Here is a 15,400-nt window from a genome sequence, read left to right as displayed (position 1 = left end):
CAGGATCGCGCCGACGGTCGAGCGAGGCAGGCCGAGCTCGCGCGCGATGGCCGGGCCACTCAGGCGCCGCCGGCGAAGTCCCTCGACGGCCTCGACCGTCGCGACCGGTGTCGCATGCGGCATCCGGCCGGGCGCCGAGCTCCTGTCGTGCAGCATCCGCTCGCCGCCCGCCCGGAACCGGGCCAGCCACTTGTAGGCCGTGCGCTCGGAAATCCCGGCCGCTCGCGCAGCATCCGCGACGCGCCAGCCCCCTGCCACGATCCGATTCACCAGAAGGACTCGACCGTGAACGGTCATCCGCGCATTCTCATGCATGTTCATCCGGGCGCTCCGGTCAGGGTTGGTTGGCTTCGCAACCCCAGCCTCACATCCCGGCCCCGGATGAACAACCTTCATAGCTTCGACAGCTAGATGTCCGTGAAATCGACGAGCGGGGGCGGACGCGCAACGGCGCGCCGGCCCTTAGAGTGCTGGACCTCGGCCTAGAGCCAAGGGGCCAGAGATGATGACGATCTCACCGCCGGGCCAGAGCCGGTCCGCGCTCCGCGCGCGGCCGGCATACACCCCTGATGCTTCGACAGGGAAACCAAACTGTGAGCTTTTCGGCAGCTCGCGTGAGCCATTCCCTACTACGCCCCCCGCCCGTGATATAGATAGTGGGCCCGCTTTCGCGCCTAAGCCTGTAGACGCGAATTTGCGCCTAGGCGGAGGATTGTTACGGACGCGCAAGCGCGCCTTGTGTAGGCACGTTTGCGCGTCCGGAATTCTGAATTTCAACGCCACAACCAACGGCACTCCTAACGGGCTGGGTTGCGAAGTTGCGAGCTGCGCTAGCGCGCGTCAGCGCGGCGACGGCGCTCTCATCTGACGTGACGCGTTGCCAATCATCGGTCGGTGGCATGCTCCGTCCCCAACCGTTCAAGTACGTGAGCCGGTAAAGCGAAGGTGCACGGAAACTGCTTACGGAACGCTGGCCTTGACCTGTAATCTCTGCAAATCCCAACTCTACGCACTGCCGGATTGCGAGAGCCACCGAGGCCCGCCTGATGCCAGCCTCCTCGAAGTCGCTGTAGGTGCACTTGAGAAACCCGTTATCAGCACCCCCATGCCGAAGGTGCTCCAGTTCGAGCCGATCCAAAATGCGTCGCGCATTGTCAGGCAGGTACCGCCAGGCAAAGCTTTCGCGCATCTCCTTTTTGTGAGCGATGAATGCGGAGCCGATGGCATTCTTACGACGCCGCTTCGCCCCGCTCATGATGCCCCTCGCAAGATTATGAGACGCCAGACAGCCGCCCGGACTGCCGCATTATAAGCTGACCGCTCGCGCTCGATCGTGTCGGGCTCAATGCCCTTTTTCTCGAGCGATGCCACGAGCCGGCGGAGTTGCTCGCTCAGATGTTTCTCGGCATGGTCCCGGCTGATCGAGGCCATATAGCTGGCCGTTTTAGTAATCCGACCGCGGTGCCTCGCGGCAGGGAATGGAACGACGACCCCCATCACGCAACCCCCTTCCCGGACGTCGAGGTCCTCGTGTTTTCAGCCAGCCAACTGGCAATGTCAGCGTCATGGTAACGGACGCGAGACCCCATTTTGACGAAGCGAGGGCCGCGCCCCTGGCTCCGCCAAGAGTTAAGTGTTGAGATCGCTAACCCGAGCCGGGCGCCGACCTCTGACACTGTTAGGAAGTGGCTCGCGTCACGAACGCCCTTCTCGGGAGGTTGGGAGGATGGAATATTACTCACTAGCACCCTCCTGTTTGCCGTCGCGTTCAGCGACGCGCGCGGCGATATATTTGGCCAAGTCTTCGCGGCGCCAGCGCCGCGTCTGTGCCGACAAAGCAATCGGCCTCGGAAACATGCCGTCTCGCACCAATCGCCAAAGCGATGATCTCGAAATACCTAGAACTCGACAGACCTCGACACCATCGATCAATTCACCAGTAACCAAGCCTTGTTTCGACACGTATTTGCTCGCAGTGAGCATGAAAAGCTCCTGTTTAAAATAGACATCGATTTTGGGGCACAGCAACGCACCATGGTCTGGCGTAAGCTAACTGAGATATTTAACGGGCTTCGATGTCAAGCCAATTTCGACGAGTTGGGCTCATTTGCGCCCGGCAGCAACACGCTGGGCTGAAAAAGCGTCCAAACGTGTACGTTTTTCCAACTCTACCTGCCGCAAGAACTCCCGGCGCGTAACCTCATCAGCCTTCGCCCAGGCGTCCATCAGCATCTGGAGTATCGAAGGCGTGCCCACCGGCGCCGCCGCAAGCCGCTCCTCGGTACCGCGGCGGATCACCGCCACTTGGAGATCCGGCGTCCCTGCTTTGGCCACCTCAAGCAGGACCGTTTGGTTTCCGGCGACGCCCGCCTTGCGGGCCGCCGCCTTCGCTTCAGTCGATAGAGCGGCCACCGACAAAGCCCTTCGGACGGACCGCTCTGGCATGCCCAAGTCGCGAGCGGCCTGGCGAACGCCTCCCTTTGCTCCGCGGCCTCGACCGGGCTCCTTTAGTGCGGCAGGTTGCCGCGCTTTATCCGCCAGCGTCCGCTTCCGTTCCTGCCGGAGCTCCATCCAGGCCGCGATCAGCTCGCCGCGTTCGATGTCGTCGATCTGCCGGCGGTGCAGGTTCTCGGCGATCTCTGCGAGCTTGCCGATGGTCGACCACCCGAAGATCGCCATGAGCTGGCGCTCAGTCGCACCATTCTCTGCCGCGATGGTCGCTCCTGCTTTTCGCAGCCCATGTGCCGAGCACTGCGGCAGGCCTGCCTCGTCGCACCGATCGCGAAACCAGTTGCCGAATCCATTTGCCGTGAAGCCCCTGTTGAACTCTGTCACAAGGAATGTCAGATCGCCGACTGGCGAGGCATCGATGATAGACTGGCGCGGCGCGACGATCGGGATCTCGAGCCGCACAGGCGCCCTCACCCGGTTCTTCACCTGCGTGAAGACGAGCCAGCCATCCTGAACGTGCTGTTTGCCGAAGAGCACGACATCCGACCGTCGTTGCGCGGTATAGAGAAGCAACGCCAGTGCAAGGCGGGCTTTTGTGCCAACGGGATGTCTTTTCTCGAAGGCCTCGACCTCGTCCAGTGACCAAGAGTGGAAGCCTTCGGAACCTGTCTTGATGTAGGGCACGTCCTTGGCGGGGTTGCGATCGCAGTAATCGTTGTTCACGCCGAAGGCGAACACCTGCCGGAGATATTTCACCAGCGAATTCGCGCCTCAGGGCGATCCGCCTTCTCGTCACGCAACCGCCGCATGTGACGCGGTTCCATCAGCCTATAGGGCTTGTCTCCATGCTTCTTCGAGAAAGCGTCGAGCACCAGCCGCCGCACCCGCTTGATGCGATCGTCCAGCCTTTTTGAACTCAGCGCTGCCATAATAGCCCACGACGAGCCATCGCATCGTGTTCTGCTGCGGGCGGGACTCTGGCTGTTGCGCCTTCTTGGGCGCCTCCCCCGCCACCGCCTTCCTGTATGCCTCCCAGAACGCGGGCGAGCCGATTGGCGTCGGGAGGCGCAGCTTTAACTGCCCAGCCCTACGGAAATAGACCCGCACGTTTCCGTGCCGGTCCTTATCCTCGACGACGTATTTGATCTACGCCTTCACGCCGCGTCCTCGTCCCAGGGGTTCGCGCTCTCGATACTCGGCAGCGCCTCGAATGCATGGTCGAGACGCACGCGATCCCAGATCCGGCGTGCGTTCACTTCCTTCGGTGCAGGCATCCGGCCGTCCCTCACCATGACATCAAACGTTGAAGCCGACACCCCGATATAGGCCGCAGCCTCCACTCGGGATAGACCGCGAGGCGGTAGGGATAGTGGAAGGACGTGCCGGCGGTGGGGGCCGGCATTCTCATTGGCAACAAAAGTCATGGTCTGCCCCTATGGCAGCCTCTGGGAACCCGGCGATAGCTACGGGGTAGTCTAGGCGGCGTGGCGGCGGGTTATGCCGCATCTTTGGGAAAGCGCTTCCGTATCCACGGATCGTCTTCAAGGTTGGCCAACGTAGCTCCGGCCGGCTCCGGACCCGCTTTTGGGCTATTGGCGTTAGCGGGTGCCGCCGGCACTGGCCCTGCTGGCGCCTCCACGTCGAGAGACTTCGCCGCAGCCTTCCAGTCATCCTCGTTCATGGCCGCGACTTCATTCCATTCGGCCGCGTTACTCAAAGCACAAAGGGCTTTGTGCGCCGCCGCGACACGATGGGTGGTGTCGAGCGTGGTGTGAATGGCGGTCCTGGTTACGCTGACGCAGCGGCTGCCTCTATGGCGTCTGCTAGCGCAATGATAGGCAAATGACCGATAGCATCGAGTTCTTTCGCCAACTTCTCCGCGGCATGCGGTCTACTCACGTAGAGATCAATGAGGTCGTCCACTGCCCTGGACAGTGCCGCTGCTTGGGCACCCGACATTTCCCTTGGCTCTGAGGAAGTGGTCTCAATAGACGAAGCCTCACCCCCCTGCCGCGCCTTCGCCTCAACCTCGGCCATGCTCCGAGATATTCTGCGAAACACTACACCAGCAGTGTATTCCTCCGCCGGCGGCAATGGCAGCAGTCGTAGTCATCGCGGTGGTCTCCTCACTTCTAGGGTGCCCCGCTCGGCGCGCGCGCAGAGGACAAGCGGCCGAGCGGGGGTGTTGTGCGGATCGGCGTGATCCGCTATCAACATTTTCTGTTGCAACGAAGCCGGAAAGAATAGTCAACATAAAATGTTGATTTTATCACCAGCGCAATGCAAAGCTGCCAGGGGTCTGGCCAGCATGACCCAGCCCCAGTTGGCGAGTGCAGCCGACCTCGGATTGTCTACGATCGTCGATTTCGAGCGAGGGCGACGACAAGTATCGCCGGAAGCGATCTCCGCCATCCGCCAAGCCCTCGAGTCGGCCGGCGTAGAGTTTGTGGACGCAGGTCGGTATTCTGGCGACGGCGGCCCGGGGGTGAGGCTGAAAAAGGGATAGCTATGCTCACTGTCGAGTGCATCTCGGATGGGCCTGAAGTGGCAATCTGCTTCGATGATGCCGGGCTTGCGCTACTGATCGAGAAGCTCCTTCGACTTCAGGCGGCCGGAAGAGATGGTCACGACCATATGTTTACGCCATCGTGGGCGGGCGATGATCTTGCCGAGACCCCGCTTGGTGTGGACACGACGCTCATTAACTCGGTGCGCCTAGTCTATCGGGCCGCGCCCTGGTCCGCACTAGGTGCTCGCCTGAAGAAGGGCACACCATGAACGACCGTCGCATACAGAAGGTCGGATTTGTCCTGGCTACCGCATTGCTGTGGGCTGGGGTGTTCATGAGCGGCTTGCTGCCACTCGGAGCGGGATACGCTTATGTTGTTATCCTCGCGCTGATTGCACTGTTCACGCTGGGCGAACGTGGTGCTTATCCATTCGTGGGAAAGCATGGCGTCAAACATCGTCTGGCATTTTGGCTGTATGCCCTTGCCGTACTCGCCTACGCAACCCTAGCGCGCAACCATAGCGCGCTGTTCTGGTATCCCACGGACAGCCCTCGATGGATTAATGCCATCCCGATCGTCTACGGGGTCGCCGCTCTCGCCCGCGGCTGGCACATCATTCTCCGAGGACGAGGAGAAGGATTATTGGGCGCCTTTTTGAGGGCGATGCCAGGAAATATCGTGAGGTTTCCCGAGGTCGAAGCAAAGCAGGATAGGGCATAGCGCTGAACGGCACGCGCCGGCGTCCACTTCCGAAGGATTAGACATGGCTGGCACCGATGAAGAGATATAGACCTTCCGCCTCCAGCGCCTTGAGGCCCTTGCCGAAGATCGCGAGATGACAGCGGCCGAGCTCGTCGCGGAGAGTCAAGCCGGCTCGTTCCGTTTTCACGAGGCGTTGCATACCGCTTCGCTGGTCATGGATTTCAACGACCGCCATCTCGCCGATCATCCGGCCGTGGTTGCTAACCCCGAGGCCTACCGGCTAGCCCACAAGGCGCACGAGTATCTATTCGCGCTTTATCAGCGTCTGGGCGAAATCGACTTTGACCACGATCGGTCCGTGGACGAAGGTATCTGGCCCGAAAATTGACGAGTGAGATGATGGGTAGCTTGGCCGTTCCCTCGGAACTTGAGGCCTACGTCGCTGAGTTGGTGGCCCCAAAGCGGGCCGGGTGGAGGCGGGAATACGACCATGAGCACGAGCGAGACCAAAGCCAATGCCGGGGATGGCACCGTGGTCGATCCGCAGGGAATGGTCTGGATTGCCGGCGGCGCGTTCCTGATGGGCTCCGATGGCCATTATCCTGAAGAGGCGCCCGCCCATCGCGTCCGGGTTGACGGCTTCTGGATCGACCAGTTCACCGTCACCAATCGCGATTTCGAAACATTCGTCGCCGCGACCGGCCATGTGACCCTGGCGGAAAGGCCCGCCGATCCATCGCATTATCCCGGGGCGCGGCCGGACATGTTGGCGCCATCCTCGACCATGTTCCGTCGTCCCACTGGGCCGGTTGACATGTCCAACCACTATAATTGGTGGGCCTATGTACCCGGTGCGAACTGGCGCCACCCTCGTGGTCCGGCGAGTTCGATCCATAAGCTGATGAATCACCCGGTTGTCCATGTTGCCTGGGAGGATGTCGAGGCCTATGCGCGCTGGGCTGGTAAGCAACCACCCTCCGAGGCCGAATGGGAGTTCGCGGCTCGTGGCGGCCTCGGCCGCGCCGAATTCGTATGGGGCGACGAACTCACCCCAGGGGGGCGGCACATGGCCATACATGGCAGGGCGATTTCCCCTATCGCAACACGATGGCGGACAGCTACGAGTACACGGCGCTCGTCGGCGCCTTCCCGCCGAACGGCTATGGTCTTTACGATATGGCCGGAAATGTCTGGCAATGGACGGAGGACTAGTACCAGGACCATGGCGAGATCGCCAATCCCTGCTGCACGGCGACGAATCCGCGTCCCGCGGAGGGAAACTAAGGGTGGGTCGCACCTGTGTGCGCCTAATTATCGCCGTTGCTATCGTCCGGCGGCTCGTATGGCGCAGCCCGTCGATACCTCGATCTCACATTTGGGATTCCGCTGCATCCTACGGCCGATGAAAAAGCAGGACGACGCGTATGATGCATGAATGGCTGGATCGCAAGCAACGGCTAAGTCCGAGGCCCCATGAGGGGTCGCAATAGCGATAGCTGACGTCGTCCTTTCGGTTCGAAGGCCCACATCGCGTGCCGATCATTCGAACGCGAAGATGCGCTTCCAATCGGCTTTCATGCTGACGATCGTCCAGCCCTTCTTCATGGCGTCGTCATAGAGATCCTGCGTGAAGGTTCCGACCTTGGTATCGGACAGGCCCTGCGCCGGCCCATAGGCATATTCGCGCTGGCCGTCATCATGGAACAGCAGCATCGACAATCGCAATCCCTGCCCGGCGGCCGTGTATTCCAGCATCTGTCGGTCGCCGGTTGAGTTGCCGAACGCGGCATAGGGCCGGCGCCCGATCAAGAAATGAATTCCCTCCGGCTTGCCGGCCGCATTGTCATTGAGCAGGAGTTTCGGGTCCTTGGTCAGGATGGGATTGCCCAGCCCGTCATAGCTGTAGGTGACACCGGTGGCCGTGCCGACGACCTGCTCCGGGGGAATGCCATAGACCGCTTCCGCATAGACGCGGACGAAGTCCTGCCCTCCGCCCGTCACGATGTAGGTCTTGAAGCCATTGGTCCTGAGATAGGCCAGCAGCTCCTTCATCGGCTGATAGGCGAGATCCGTATAGGGGCGCTTCCAGCGGGGATCTTTAGCCCGGGCGAGCCAGTCCCGAACCTCACCCCGGAAATCCTCGACGGTCATGCCGGTCAGGGTCACGACGAGGACCTTATCGAGCTCGGGCAGGGACAGTTTGACGATCGCCGCCCGATCGCCGGACAGCACCGTCTTGAACGGCTCGATCTGCCAAAGTTCAGGCTTCAACTTTGCCAGCTCAGCGAGCCGGTCGAAGCAGTACAGGACCTGCGTGTACATCGGCTGCTCGACCCACAGCGTACCGTCCTGGTCGAAGGTCGCGATACGCTCTTCCGGCGGCACAAAATTCGCACCGCCGATGCTGGTCGTCGCCTCGACGAACTGCTGGATCGCCTGCTTCGGCACTCCGTCGTTCCATGAAGGGAGCGCGTCGGCCGGTGCCTGGGCGTGCACGCCGCCAGAAACAAGTGAGACGGCAAGTGATGCAAGAAGAAGCAGCGTCGCAATGGATCGGCGGCGAGCGATGCCAGCCAGCCATGCGTGATTCATTGGTGCCTCCTCGAACGGGCCTCGGCCCGCAAGACGACGGTCGCTCAGCGCACGTCCAAGACAGACGCGGCCATTTCTGAGGTGGGAGCGCACACAATGCGCGCGCTTCCACTCGTCAAATCTCAGTCGCCGACATGACTCGACGACCGCATCTCCCGGACCTGCTGCATCACCTGATCCAGATTGTAGCTGGCAGGGTTCTGGAGTGGTGGGTATGGGATGTAGGTCGATAGCTCCTTCAGCCAGAGCGCCTGGCCGATGGGAAGCATGTTCCAGTCATAGACGTATGCGGTAGCCGGCGCCCCCAGGGCTCCGCCCATCCCGAAAAGAGTCTTTGCCTGCTGCCCAATTGCGGTCTCGAACGGATCACGCTTGATATTGACAACTTGCGTCCAGCTGAGAGGGACGACACCGGTAATGAAACCCGCCGGCGCGTCAGACACCATCGCGAAATACATCTTCCAGTTCTTGTAGCGGACCGCCGAGGGGTCCTTGCCGGAATAGTAGAAGAAGGTGTCGCGCGCTGATTTTGGAGATTGTCCTTCGATATAGGCCCGTTGGTTCACACCGTCCAGCGTCGTCTTGACGATTCCTGGATAATCGCCCTTCTCGATCCGCGCCTTGAGGTCGTTGCCCTTCGCGCCGCCGGCGATGTCAACCAGCGTCGGCACCCAGTCGAGCGATGCGAAGATGTCTGTCTTCAGGGTTCCCGGCGCGATATGCCCCGGCCAGCGCACGACCATCGGGGCGCGCATGCCACCTTCCCAGGTGGTGAGCTTGCCACCCTTGAACGGGGTGGTGCCGCCGTCGGGGAAGGTGATTGTCTCGGCGCCATTGTCGGTCGTGAAGACGACGATGGTGTTGTCGAGTTGGCCGAGATCCTCAAGCTTCTTGAGGACTACACCGATATTGTCGTCCAACTGCTTCATGCCGGCTTCGTTGACGCCCCAGTCCTTGCCGCCGGGTTCGCCGACCATGGCGAGATATTTGTCCGACAGCACCGTGGTGACATGCATGCGGGCCGGATTATACCAAACGAAGAACGGCTTGTTTGTCTTCTTCGGGTCATTGCGGTCGAGGAAGTCGACAACTTTGGAGGAGATTTCCTCATCGACCGTCTTCGATCGTTCGAGCGTCAACGGGCCTTCATCCTTGCACATCTGCTTCGCGCCAGTGCCGTCGGACGATGTACATGAGATCACCGGGCGTGGCGGCATCAGGCAAATCGTCGTCGCCGGGTCCACTGCGCCCGGAGGATCACTGAGCCCGGGTATGGGCGTGTTCTTACAGGGCGGGGCGACCGTCTGCTCGGTCGGGGTTCTGTTGATATCCGGAAAGCTTACGCCCTGCATGGCATCGAGGTGATAGAGATAACCCCAGAATTCCTGGAAGCCGTGGGCCGTCGGCAGTGAGTCCGTGTGGTCACCCAGATGGTTTTTGCCGAACTCGCCCGTAGTGTAGCCGAGATCGCTCAAGAACTTGGCCAGCGCCGGCGTGCCAGGCCTTAGATAGGAGGGGCTGCCGGGAAGCTGCGGCGGGATCATGCCGGTGCGCAGCGGATGCATGCCGGTGAAGAAGGCGTTGCGCCCCGCGGTACAGCTCTGCTCCGCGTAGTAGTCCGTGAACGTCGCGCCCTCACGGCCGATGCGGTCGATGTTGGGCGTTTCGCCAACCATTAGGCCGCGATGGTAGATGCTCGGCTGCATGTAACCGATATCATCGCCCATGATGAACAGGATGTTGGGCGCTGGTTGTTGGGCAAGGACAGGCGTCGTCGTCATTCCCGCGGCCATCGCGAGCCCGAAAGATACCGTCGCACAAAGCCTAGTCCGCCATCCCATCTTCGCGGTTGGACGCGTATAGACCGATATTGTCATGAGCTTTTGCTCCCCTTGGCGCTACCTTATCGTCAACTGTCGGCAATGACGGCATGCATCCGAACTACATTTTTTTATGATTATTGATACGAACGCGCCGTTATGCAGAAATTCTGTACAGTTAATTCGATGCAAGCCCGATTAGGAGACTTCATACAACATTATAACAGCGGCAAAAATTTCCATTCTCAGCGATTGGGCCGAGCAGAAACAGATTTACTGTTTCAGTAATTCCCATAGTTAGCCGCGGAGTTACTTGTTAATCCAATCATAAGGGATTGATTTCTTCAACAGGAATAATTTATTTCGACCTTACACGCCCCACGTTAGGGCGCGCGCGAGGGACCCGCCATTGGGATGGTAGGCCGCGTAGAGGCTTGTCGTTGGCCAGAGCGACAGCAGCGGCTTCGTCGATGGTTTCCTTGCAGCCCGTGCCTTGCGACACGCTTGAGTACGATCGGCCATCGGTCTGCCCTGACTCATACTCGAGAGCAACGGTCTGCGAGCGGGGCCTCCCGCTCACGAATGTGGGTGTTGAGGTCATGAGAGCTCCTATGGAGAGATGGAGGTAGGTGCGGACCTGTGCATCGAGATGCGTACCGTGCGCACCTTCGTGCGCACCCCGGAATCGTTGGTGCGCGCCGTGTTTGGCCCAAAGGTGCGAACCTCGGAAATTCGGCTGGAACTAGCGTTTTTTAGGGCTGCCGCCGCCGCGCATGCCGGCCGGGTGGTCGGGAAGTACCTTGTGAAACAGGGTGTTTCACGATCGCTCTCGGGTCCTTCTCGGCGCCCGCCGCACCGCGACGGCGATGCATCCCGAGGAACGATCGGCTGCAGAACTCTCCCGGGGGGTTCCGCTTCCGCCTGGGAGAGGGCAGCCCATCTGGCTGCCCTGCCAGAGCCATCACGCCCCAGGGTTCTTCCACCAGCCGCGGTGATCCACAAATCCGGCGCCGAAGTCGATGCGCGCCCGGATCTGAACGCCGTCGACATCGAAGCCTGCACGGGTCTCGATCTGCACACCCTCCTGCCCCTCCAGGTGGGCGTACTCCAGCCCATCCACCGACGCGGGATCGGCCGTGAGATACCAGGCCGTCGCACTCGTCAGCCGCGGCTCGACGGCGAGGCTGAGCCGTCCCGAGAACGGATTGATGTCATCGCTCTTTGTTGCGGCGATTGTCGCCAAGACCTGCTCGGCGGTCGTCTCAAGCTCGGGAGGGACCACAATCCAGCGCGGGGAAACGTCGATCAGTTCGCCGCTCAGTCCGACCTGCTTCCGCATCGCCGTGCGGCCAACCGAAAGCGTTGTGACGCTCGGCGCACCGAGATTGCCCGCACCGGCGGCGAGGTTTTTATGCGTCGCGTGGAAGAGATTCACGCTGTCATGCAGGGTCGGCCCGGCTCCGCTATTCGCAAGCAGCAAGTCCACCAGCAATTCCGCTTCCGTCGCCGCCGCGGCCTGTCCCATGCGGCGGGCAAGGTCTGCGAAGGCGCCGAGGTCGTCATTCACAAGCGCCTGCCGGCTGACTGACAGGATTTTTCCATAGGTTACGACTTTGTAGGTCTCACCAGCTTCGACGAGGCCACCGTGCTTGAACTCACCATGTTCGTTCACCTTCTCAAGCCGCGGCGCCTCCGAAAGCTGAAGGCGATGCTTGTCGCGGAAGTCACGGGCCGTCGTCTTCCGGCCGACCAGCTTCAGGCCGGATGGCGCCGCAGCATAGGCGGCGCGCAGCGTGCGGCCAAGAGCATCGCCAAGGATCAGCGGGAAGTCGCTGGTGCCCAGGGCGCGTTCGATCGTCGTGGGCGGATTGAAGCCCAGATCGCGGATGCCTGCGATGCGCAGGCTGTCTCGCGCGAGATCGAGAAGCGTACGGCCCAGGAATGGCCGGGCCTGCTCCGATGGCTCGTGACCCGGTGTCAGACGAGCATAGACAGCCTCGCCGGCGGCGCGGATGCGGAAGGCGGGGTCGTCGTAGCTGTCGTGATAGGCCGAACGGCGCGGAGGGATTTCGCCGTCGGCATCACGCTCCACAATGGCGTCGAGAAGGAGGATTCTGAAGTCGGCAACCGGTGTGCCGGCGACGATATGCTCGACACCGAGATCGGTCAGGCCGGCGCGTTGGGCGAGCTCGTTGATGGTCGCGGCACGAGCGCGGTCGGCTTCAACGAGGTCGGTCGTGGCGGGGGTGGTAGTAGACAATGAGGGTTCCTCGATGGAGCGAACATGTGCGGCGGGATCGGCGCCGACGGGCACCAACGAAACTTCAAACGGCTCCCAGTCCGTGGCGGTGATGGTGCGGACACCCGCCTCGGTGCTCTCTTCGGCCGCATGGACGCGATAGCCGACAGAGACGTTGCGGATGATGCCGGCGGCGAGGTCCGCCGCGATGGGCGCGACGTCCTCGCGGTCGGAGAGCTCGACATCGACGAGGAGCTCGCCGTTGTCGACGCGGGCCGAGCGTATAATGCCGATCTGGTTTCGGACGGATCCGCCGGCATGACCGTCCAGCAGCGGTGCGCGGCCGGAGGCCAGGCGATCGAGGCGGATGTTGTTTCCGGACACCGCAAGGACCTCATTGAAGTCCCCATGGTAGTCGCAGCGCTTCACCGGGGTGGACGTCGCAGCGATAGCCGTAAACGTGCGCGTCGCGGGGTTGAAACTGACGGGCGCTGCCCGCGAGAGTTCCGTCATTGAGTAAGTGCCTTGCGGGCGCGGGCAGCGACATCGCCAAGGTTGACGATAGTCACGAGGCCGCAATCCGCGGCCAGTGCCCCGACTTCATCGCGGTCGACGACGCGGGCATGGGTGGCCAGTTTGAACGTGGCCGGGCCTTCCTGCATGAAGGGAGAGCCGGAGATGACCAGATACTGACCATCGAACTCATTGCATCCGCGGAGATTATCGATCGCAAACGAGATTTCGGATCCGTTGAAACCAATCTCGTGGAGGTCGTGAAGCACGAGCAGGCGCACGGCGTCGTCGGCGGTCCAGCCGGACGGATTCGGTTTGATGTAGTCCCGACTCCTCCATTGCTCAACGCGGCCGATCGAAAGTCCGAGCGTGCGAGAGATTTCGCGAAGCGAATAGGTCATTACGCTTTCCAATTTTGCGGCCTTCATGGCCAAAAAAGAAAAGGCCGCCCGGAGGCGGCCTGTGTGCGATGGGAAATGGGGCCGGTCCCGAAGGATCCGGCCCAGGTATGCGCATCTATCCCATACTATACCCGCACGGGGGATCGCTTTCGTTTATACCGACGGTCTAATGCCCAGCTCAGCAAGGGCAACCCGATGCTTCGCGCCGAAGAAGATATCCCCCAGAGCGCCAAGTCCGCGGTAGACCAACGCCTTCCCGACAGCGCAGGCACGGGGCTTGTCGGAGAGACCTTCACGCCTGCCGATGGCCTCCAGCGTCCACCCGCCGATGACCGCGTCCTCGGTGGGCTGTGTAGTAACGGGCCAAGGGCTGCCTGAATGTGCGAAAGAAGGCCCTGCGCGTCCATCTTCCTGTGGAGTGGTGCGTCACCATTCCACGCTGTCGGAACGAGCTTCCGACCGCCCCCCGTCGCCATCGTAGGACTGACCGGCCGCGGGTCGCCGCCTGTCACTTCGCGGGCGCCCTTCGGGCGCCCTTATAGATAATGACGCCACTCGGATTGACCCACGTGCGTTGGTCGATACTGAAACCGGATTCACCAATGTCTTTTCCGAGTAAACCGCCGGCGCTTGAGAGCTCGTCAATATGACGATAGCCAGCCGCTATGGCCAGAAGCCACTTGTTGCCGTCGGCGCGAAGGGCTTTTCCTAATGGCCATTCGATGCGAGCCGCGTTGTCGTTCGCTGGAGGCGGCGGAACGGATGATGGTCCGTCGTTGCGGAAAAGGACGACCCTGCCGTGTATGCGGCGGGAACGGCTTGGTGTCCAGGCGTCGGGGCGGTGATCAAGAATAGAATAGGTGCCGGCGCGATGCTGCGCCGCTGAACGTTGGGAAATGTGCACGTATTGCTCCGGGTGGAGCTTCGGGACGGGGGCTTGCTTTCAATTGCTTTTGGTTTTGGGCGAGCGTCGCAGAGGACGGTAGCCATGCGCAATGTAGCCGGATACAGCGACCGCGTCAAGCAAAATCAAGATATAGAGGCGCGATCACGCAGTTGATCGCTATATATGGCACCCACACTACAAGACCCGGTCGGCACTACGTAGCGCCGGGCCATACTATGCAACGAGGCGACGCAGTCACATGCCGTAGTCCGAAATGTCGATATATCCGGCCTCGGCCAGCGTCTCCCTCATCACCCATGCCCAGACGAATTCACCCGCCTCCCGGTCGAAGACCAAGAGATGGACGGAGTCATCGTCCGCATCATCGATGTCGTCGATGGTATCGAAATCATAGTCGGCCATTGTGCGCTCCATCCGGCTCCTGATGGCGCCGTTTTCACGTTTTCACGTTTTCAACATGCTTTCAGACAGACCCCTCAGGGGGCAAAATCGTCCGGAATCGGTCCTCGAAAAGATGATTGAAAACGTGAAAACAGAAGAAAAAATGATATATATTGTTGATATTATTAAATTTTTCCCGTTGTCAGGACGCGACAACGGGATGACAGGTGAAAACGAAATCGGCATTTCTCGTTTTCACGTTGTCGAGCTCGTTTTCATTCTCGAAGGCGGAAACGCGATCCCTTCCCAGGCTCGTGGTTGCCCGAGACGTCGATGATTTCCTGCGCATCCAGAAGCCAGCGCAGCGCGTCCTTTAGCAGACGGTTGTCGGCCTTCCTGATGCCCTGCCGCTGCAGCAGTAGTGAGTAGGCCAACCCGTTGGGCTTGTCCCTCAAAGCCTCCTTCACGGCATTGCGGAGCGCCTCCGCTGGCGATGCTGCCATGTGGCGAGAGATGCCGTCGCTGATGATCGCGATGGATCGATGCACAATAGCAAAGCCCCATTCGATATCATCGACTGCCACCGCCGGGGCGGCCGGGTTTCGGCTGATGGCGCGAAGGGTGGCGAGGCGAAGTGTGTTCTCAGCGGCTCGGCCGTTGATATGACGCTCGGTCTCGTCCCAGCGCAAATCATGTTGCCAGGAGAAGACTTCGCCCCACCGCCCGTAAGCCTCTCCGCCTTCACCTCCCTCGAAGGGGATAACGAATTTGTTGAAGGCGCCGGCTAGATGTCGTTTCCAAGAAGGTTGTTCAGCCTCTGGAATGGCGGGATGCCGTTGAGGGCCGAGTGGGGTCGTCGGGTGTTGTAGGCGTCGATCCAGGAG

20 protein-coding genes are annotated in these 15,400 nt (G+C 61.0%); 5 read left to right on the top strand and 15 right to left on the bottom strand.

Annotated elements, in window-relative coordinates; translation table 11 throughout:
* The 7 genes from C7450_RS33085 to C7450_RS34380 form a co-directional block, all read right to left on the bottom strand.
* Positions 1-321 (bottom strand): leucine zipper domain-containing protein (locus C7450_RS33085; RefSeq protein ID WP_170147575.1); only part of this gene is annotated, 321 nt, incomplete at its 3' end.
* Between the two features lie 394 nt (positions 322-715).
* Positions 716-1,255, bottom strand: a complete 540-nt coding sequence (locus C7450_RS33080; protein WP_110378668.1) for a hypothetical protein — start codon at positions 1,253-1,255, stop codon at positions 716-718.
* Positions 1,252-1,497, bottom strand: coding sequence for a DUF6074 family protein (locus C7450_RS35290; RefSeq protein WP_110378667.1), 246 nt, complete (start codon positions 1,495-1,497; stop codon positions 1,252-1,254). The genes C7450_RS33080 and C7450_RS35290 overlap by 4 nt, the downstream gene beginning before the upstream one ends.
* Positions 1,497-1,676, bottom strand: coding sequence for a helix-turn-helix transcriptional regulator (locus tag C7450_RS34975; RefSeq protein ID WP_110378671.1), 180 nt, complete (start codon positions 1,674-1,676; stop codon positions 1,497-1,499). The genes C7450_RS35290 and C7450_RS34975 overlap by 1 nt, the downstream gene beginning before the upstream one ends.
* 58 nt (positions 1,677-1,734) lie before the next feature.
* Positions 1,735-1,983 (bottom strand): helix-turn-helix transcriptional regulator, encoded by a 249-nt coding sequence (locus C7450_RS33065; protein ID WP_146227625.1) that lies wholly within the window; start codon positions 1,981-1,983, stop codon positions 1,735-1,737.
* Positions 1,984-2,103: 120 nt separating this feature from the next.
* Entirely contained in the window at positions 2,104-3,189 is a 1,086-nt protein-coding gene (locus C7450_RS33060) for a tyrosine-type recombinase/integrase (RefSeq protein ID WP_170147574.1), read from the bottom strand.
* A gap of 14 nt (positions 3,190-3,203) precedes the next feature.
* Complete coding sequence (locus tag C7450_RS34380; RefSeq protein ID WP_210206609.1) at positions 3,204-3,380, bottom strand: hypothetical protein; 177 nt, start codon at positions 3,378-3,380, stop codon at positions 3,204-3,206.
* Between the two features lie 1,328 nt (positions 3,381-4,708).
* Here C7450_RS34380 and C7450_RS33045 point away from each other — a divergent pair.
* The 5 genes from C7450_RS33045 to C7450_RS33025 all read left to right on the top strand — a co-directional run bounded on the left by C7450_RS33045 (position 4,709) and on the right by C7450_RS33025 (position 7,098).
* The gene (locus tag C7450_RS33045) at positions 4,709-4,957 is read left to right on the top strand and encodes a helix-turn-helix domain-containing protein (protein WP_210206608.1); all 249 of its coding nucleotides are present in this window, start codon (positions 4,709-4,711) and stop codon (positions 4,955-4,957) included.
* Positions 4,958-4,959: 2 nt separating this feature from the next.
* A complete protein-coding gene (locus C7450_RS33040; protein ID WP_110378662.1) occupies positions 4,960-5,229 on the top strand; it encodes an Imm32 family immunity protein in 270 nt (89 codons plus the stop codon).
* A complete protein-coding gene (locus tag C7450_RS33035; protein WP_110378661.1) occupies positions 5,226-5,681 on the top strand; it encodes a hypothetical protein in 456 nt (151 codons plus the stop codon). Before C7450_RS33040 ends, C7450_RS33035 begins: the two co-directional genes overlap by 4 nt.
* A 115-nt stretch (positions 5,682-5,796) precedes the next feature.
* Positions 5,797-6,051: a hypothetical protein gene (locus tag C7450_RS33030; RefSeq protein WP_210206607.1), complete on the top strand. Its 255-nt coding sequence runs from the start codon at positions 5,797-5,799 to the stop codon at positions 6,049-6,051.
* A 102-nt stretch (positions 6,052-6,153) separates the two neighbouring features.
* Positions 6,154-7,098, top strand: a complete 945-nt coding sequence (locus C7450_RS33025; RefSeq protein WP_425351282.1) for an SUMF1/EgtB/PvdO family nonheme iron enzyme — start codon at positions 6,154-6,156, stop codon at positions 7,096-7,098.
* 104 nt (positions 7,099-7,202) lie between these two features.
* Here C7450_RS33025 and C7450_RS33020 read toward each other — a convergent pair whose 3' ends face one another.
* From C7450_RS33020 to C7450_RS35285, 8 genes are all read right to left on the bottom strand, one after another.
* Entirely contained in the window at positions 7,203-8,255 is a 1,053-nt protein-coding gene (locus C7450_RS33020) for an HAD family hydrolase (protein WP_110378660.1), read from the bottom strand.
* Positions 8,256-8,377: 122 nt separating this feature from the next.
* Positions 8,378-10,036, bottom strand: coding sequence for an arylsulfatase (locus C7450_RS33015; RefSeq protein ID WP_245450310.1), 1,659 nt, complete (start codon positions 10,034-10,036; stop codon positions 8,378-8,380).
* Positions 10,037-11,036: 1,000 nt separating this feature from the next.
* A complete protein-coding gene (locus tag C7450_RS33010) occupies positions 11,037-12,827 on the bottom strand; it encodes a prohead protease/major capsid protein fusion protein (RefSeq protein WP_110378659.1) in 1,791 nt (596 codons plus the stop codon).
* Positions 12,824-13,228, bottom strand: coding sequence for a hypothetical protein (locus C7450_RS33005; RefSeq protein WP_110378658.1), 405 nt, complete (start codon positions 13,226-13,228; stop codon positions 12,824-12,826). Before C7450_RS33005 ends, C7450_RS33010 begins: the two co-directional genes overlap by 4 nt.
* A gap of 508 nt (positions 13,229-13,736) precedes the next feature.
* Positions 13,737-14,132 (bottom strand): hypothetical protein, encoded by a 396-nt coding sequence (locus tag C7450_RS33810; protein ID WP_146227624.1) that lies wholly within the window; start codon positions 14,130-14,132, stop codon positions 13,737-13,739.
* 237 nt (positions 14,133-14,369) lie between these two features.
* A complete protein-coding gene (locus tag C7450_RS34250; RefSeq protein ID WP_170147573.1) occupies positions 14,370-14,537 on the bottom strand; it encodes a hypothetical protein in 168 nt (55 codons plus the stop codon).
* 254 nt (positions 14,538-14,791) lie between these two features.
* On the bottom strand, positions 14,792-15,205 hold the full coding sequence (locus C7450_RS32995) for a hypothetical protein (protein ID WP_110378656.1): 414 nt from the start codon (positions 15,203-15,205) through the stop codon (positions 14,792-14,794).
* A 95-nt stretch (positions 15,206-15,300) separates the two neighbouring features.
* A complete protein-coding gene (locus tag C7450_RS35285) occupies positions 15,301-15,393 on the bottom strand; it encodes a hypothetical protein (RefSeq protein ID WP_425351283.1) in 93 nt (30 codons plus the stop codon).
* Between the last annotated feature and the right edge of the window lie 7 nt (positions 15,394-15,400).

This window comes from Chelatococcus asaccharovorans, from assembly GCF_003201475.1.
In the GTDB taxonomy this organism is placed as follows: domain Bacteria; phylum Pseudomonadota; class Alphaproteobacteria; order Rhizobiales; family Beijerinckiaceae; genus Chelatococcus; species Chelatococcus asaccharovorans.
Note: the sequence above shows the minus strand (reverse complement) of the source record. Positions and strands in the feature narration are given on the sequence as shown.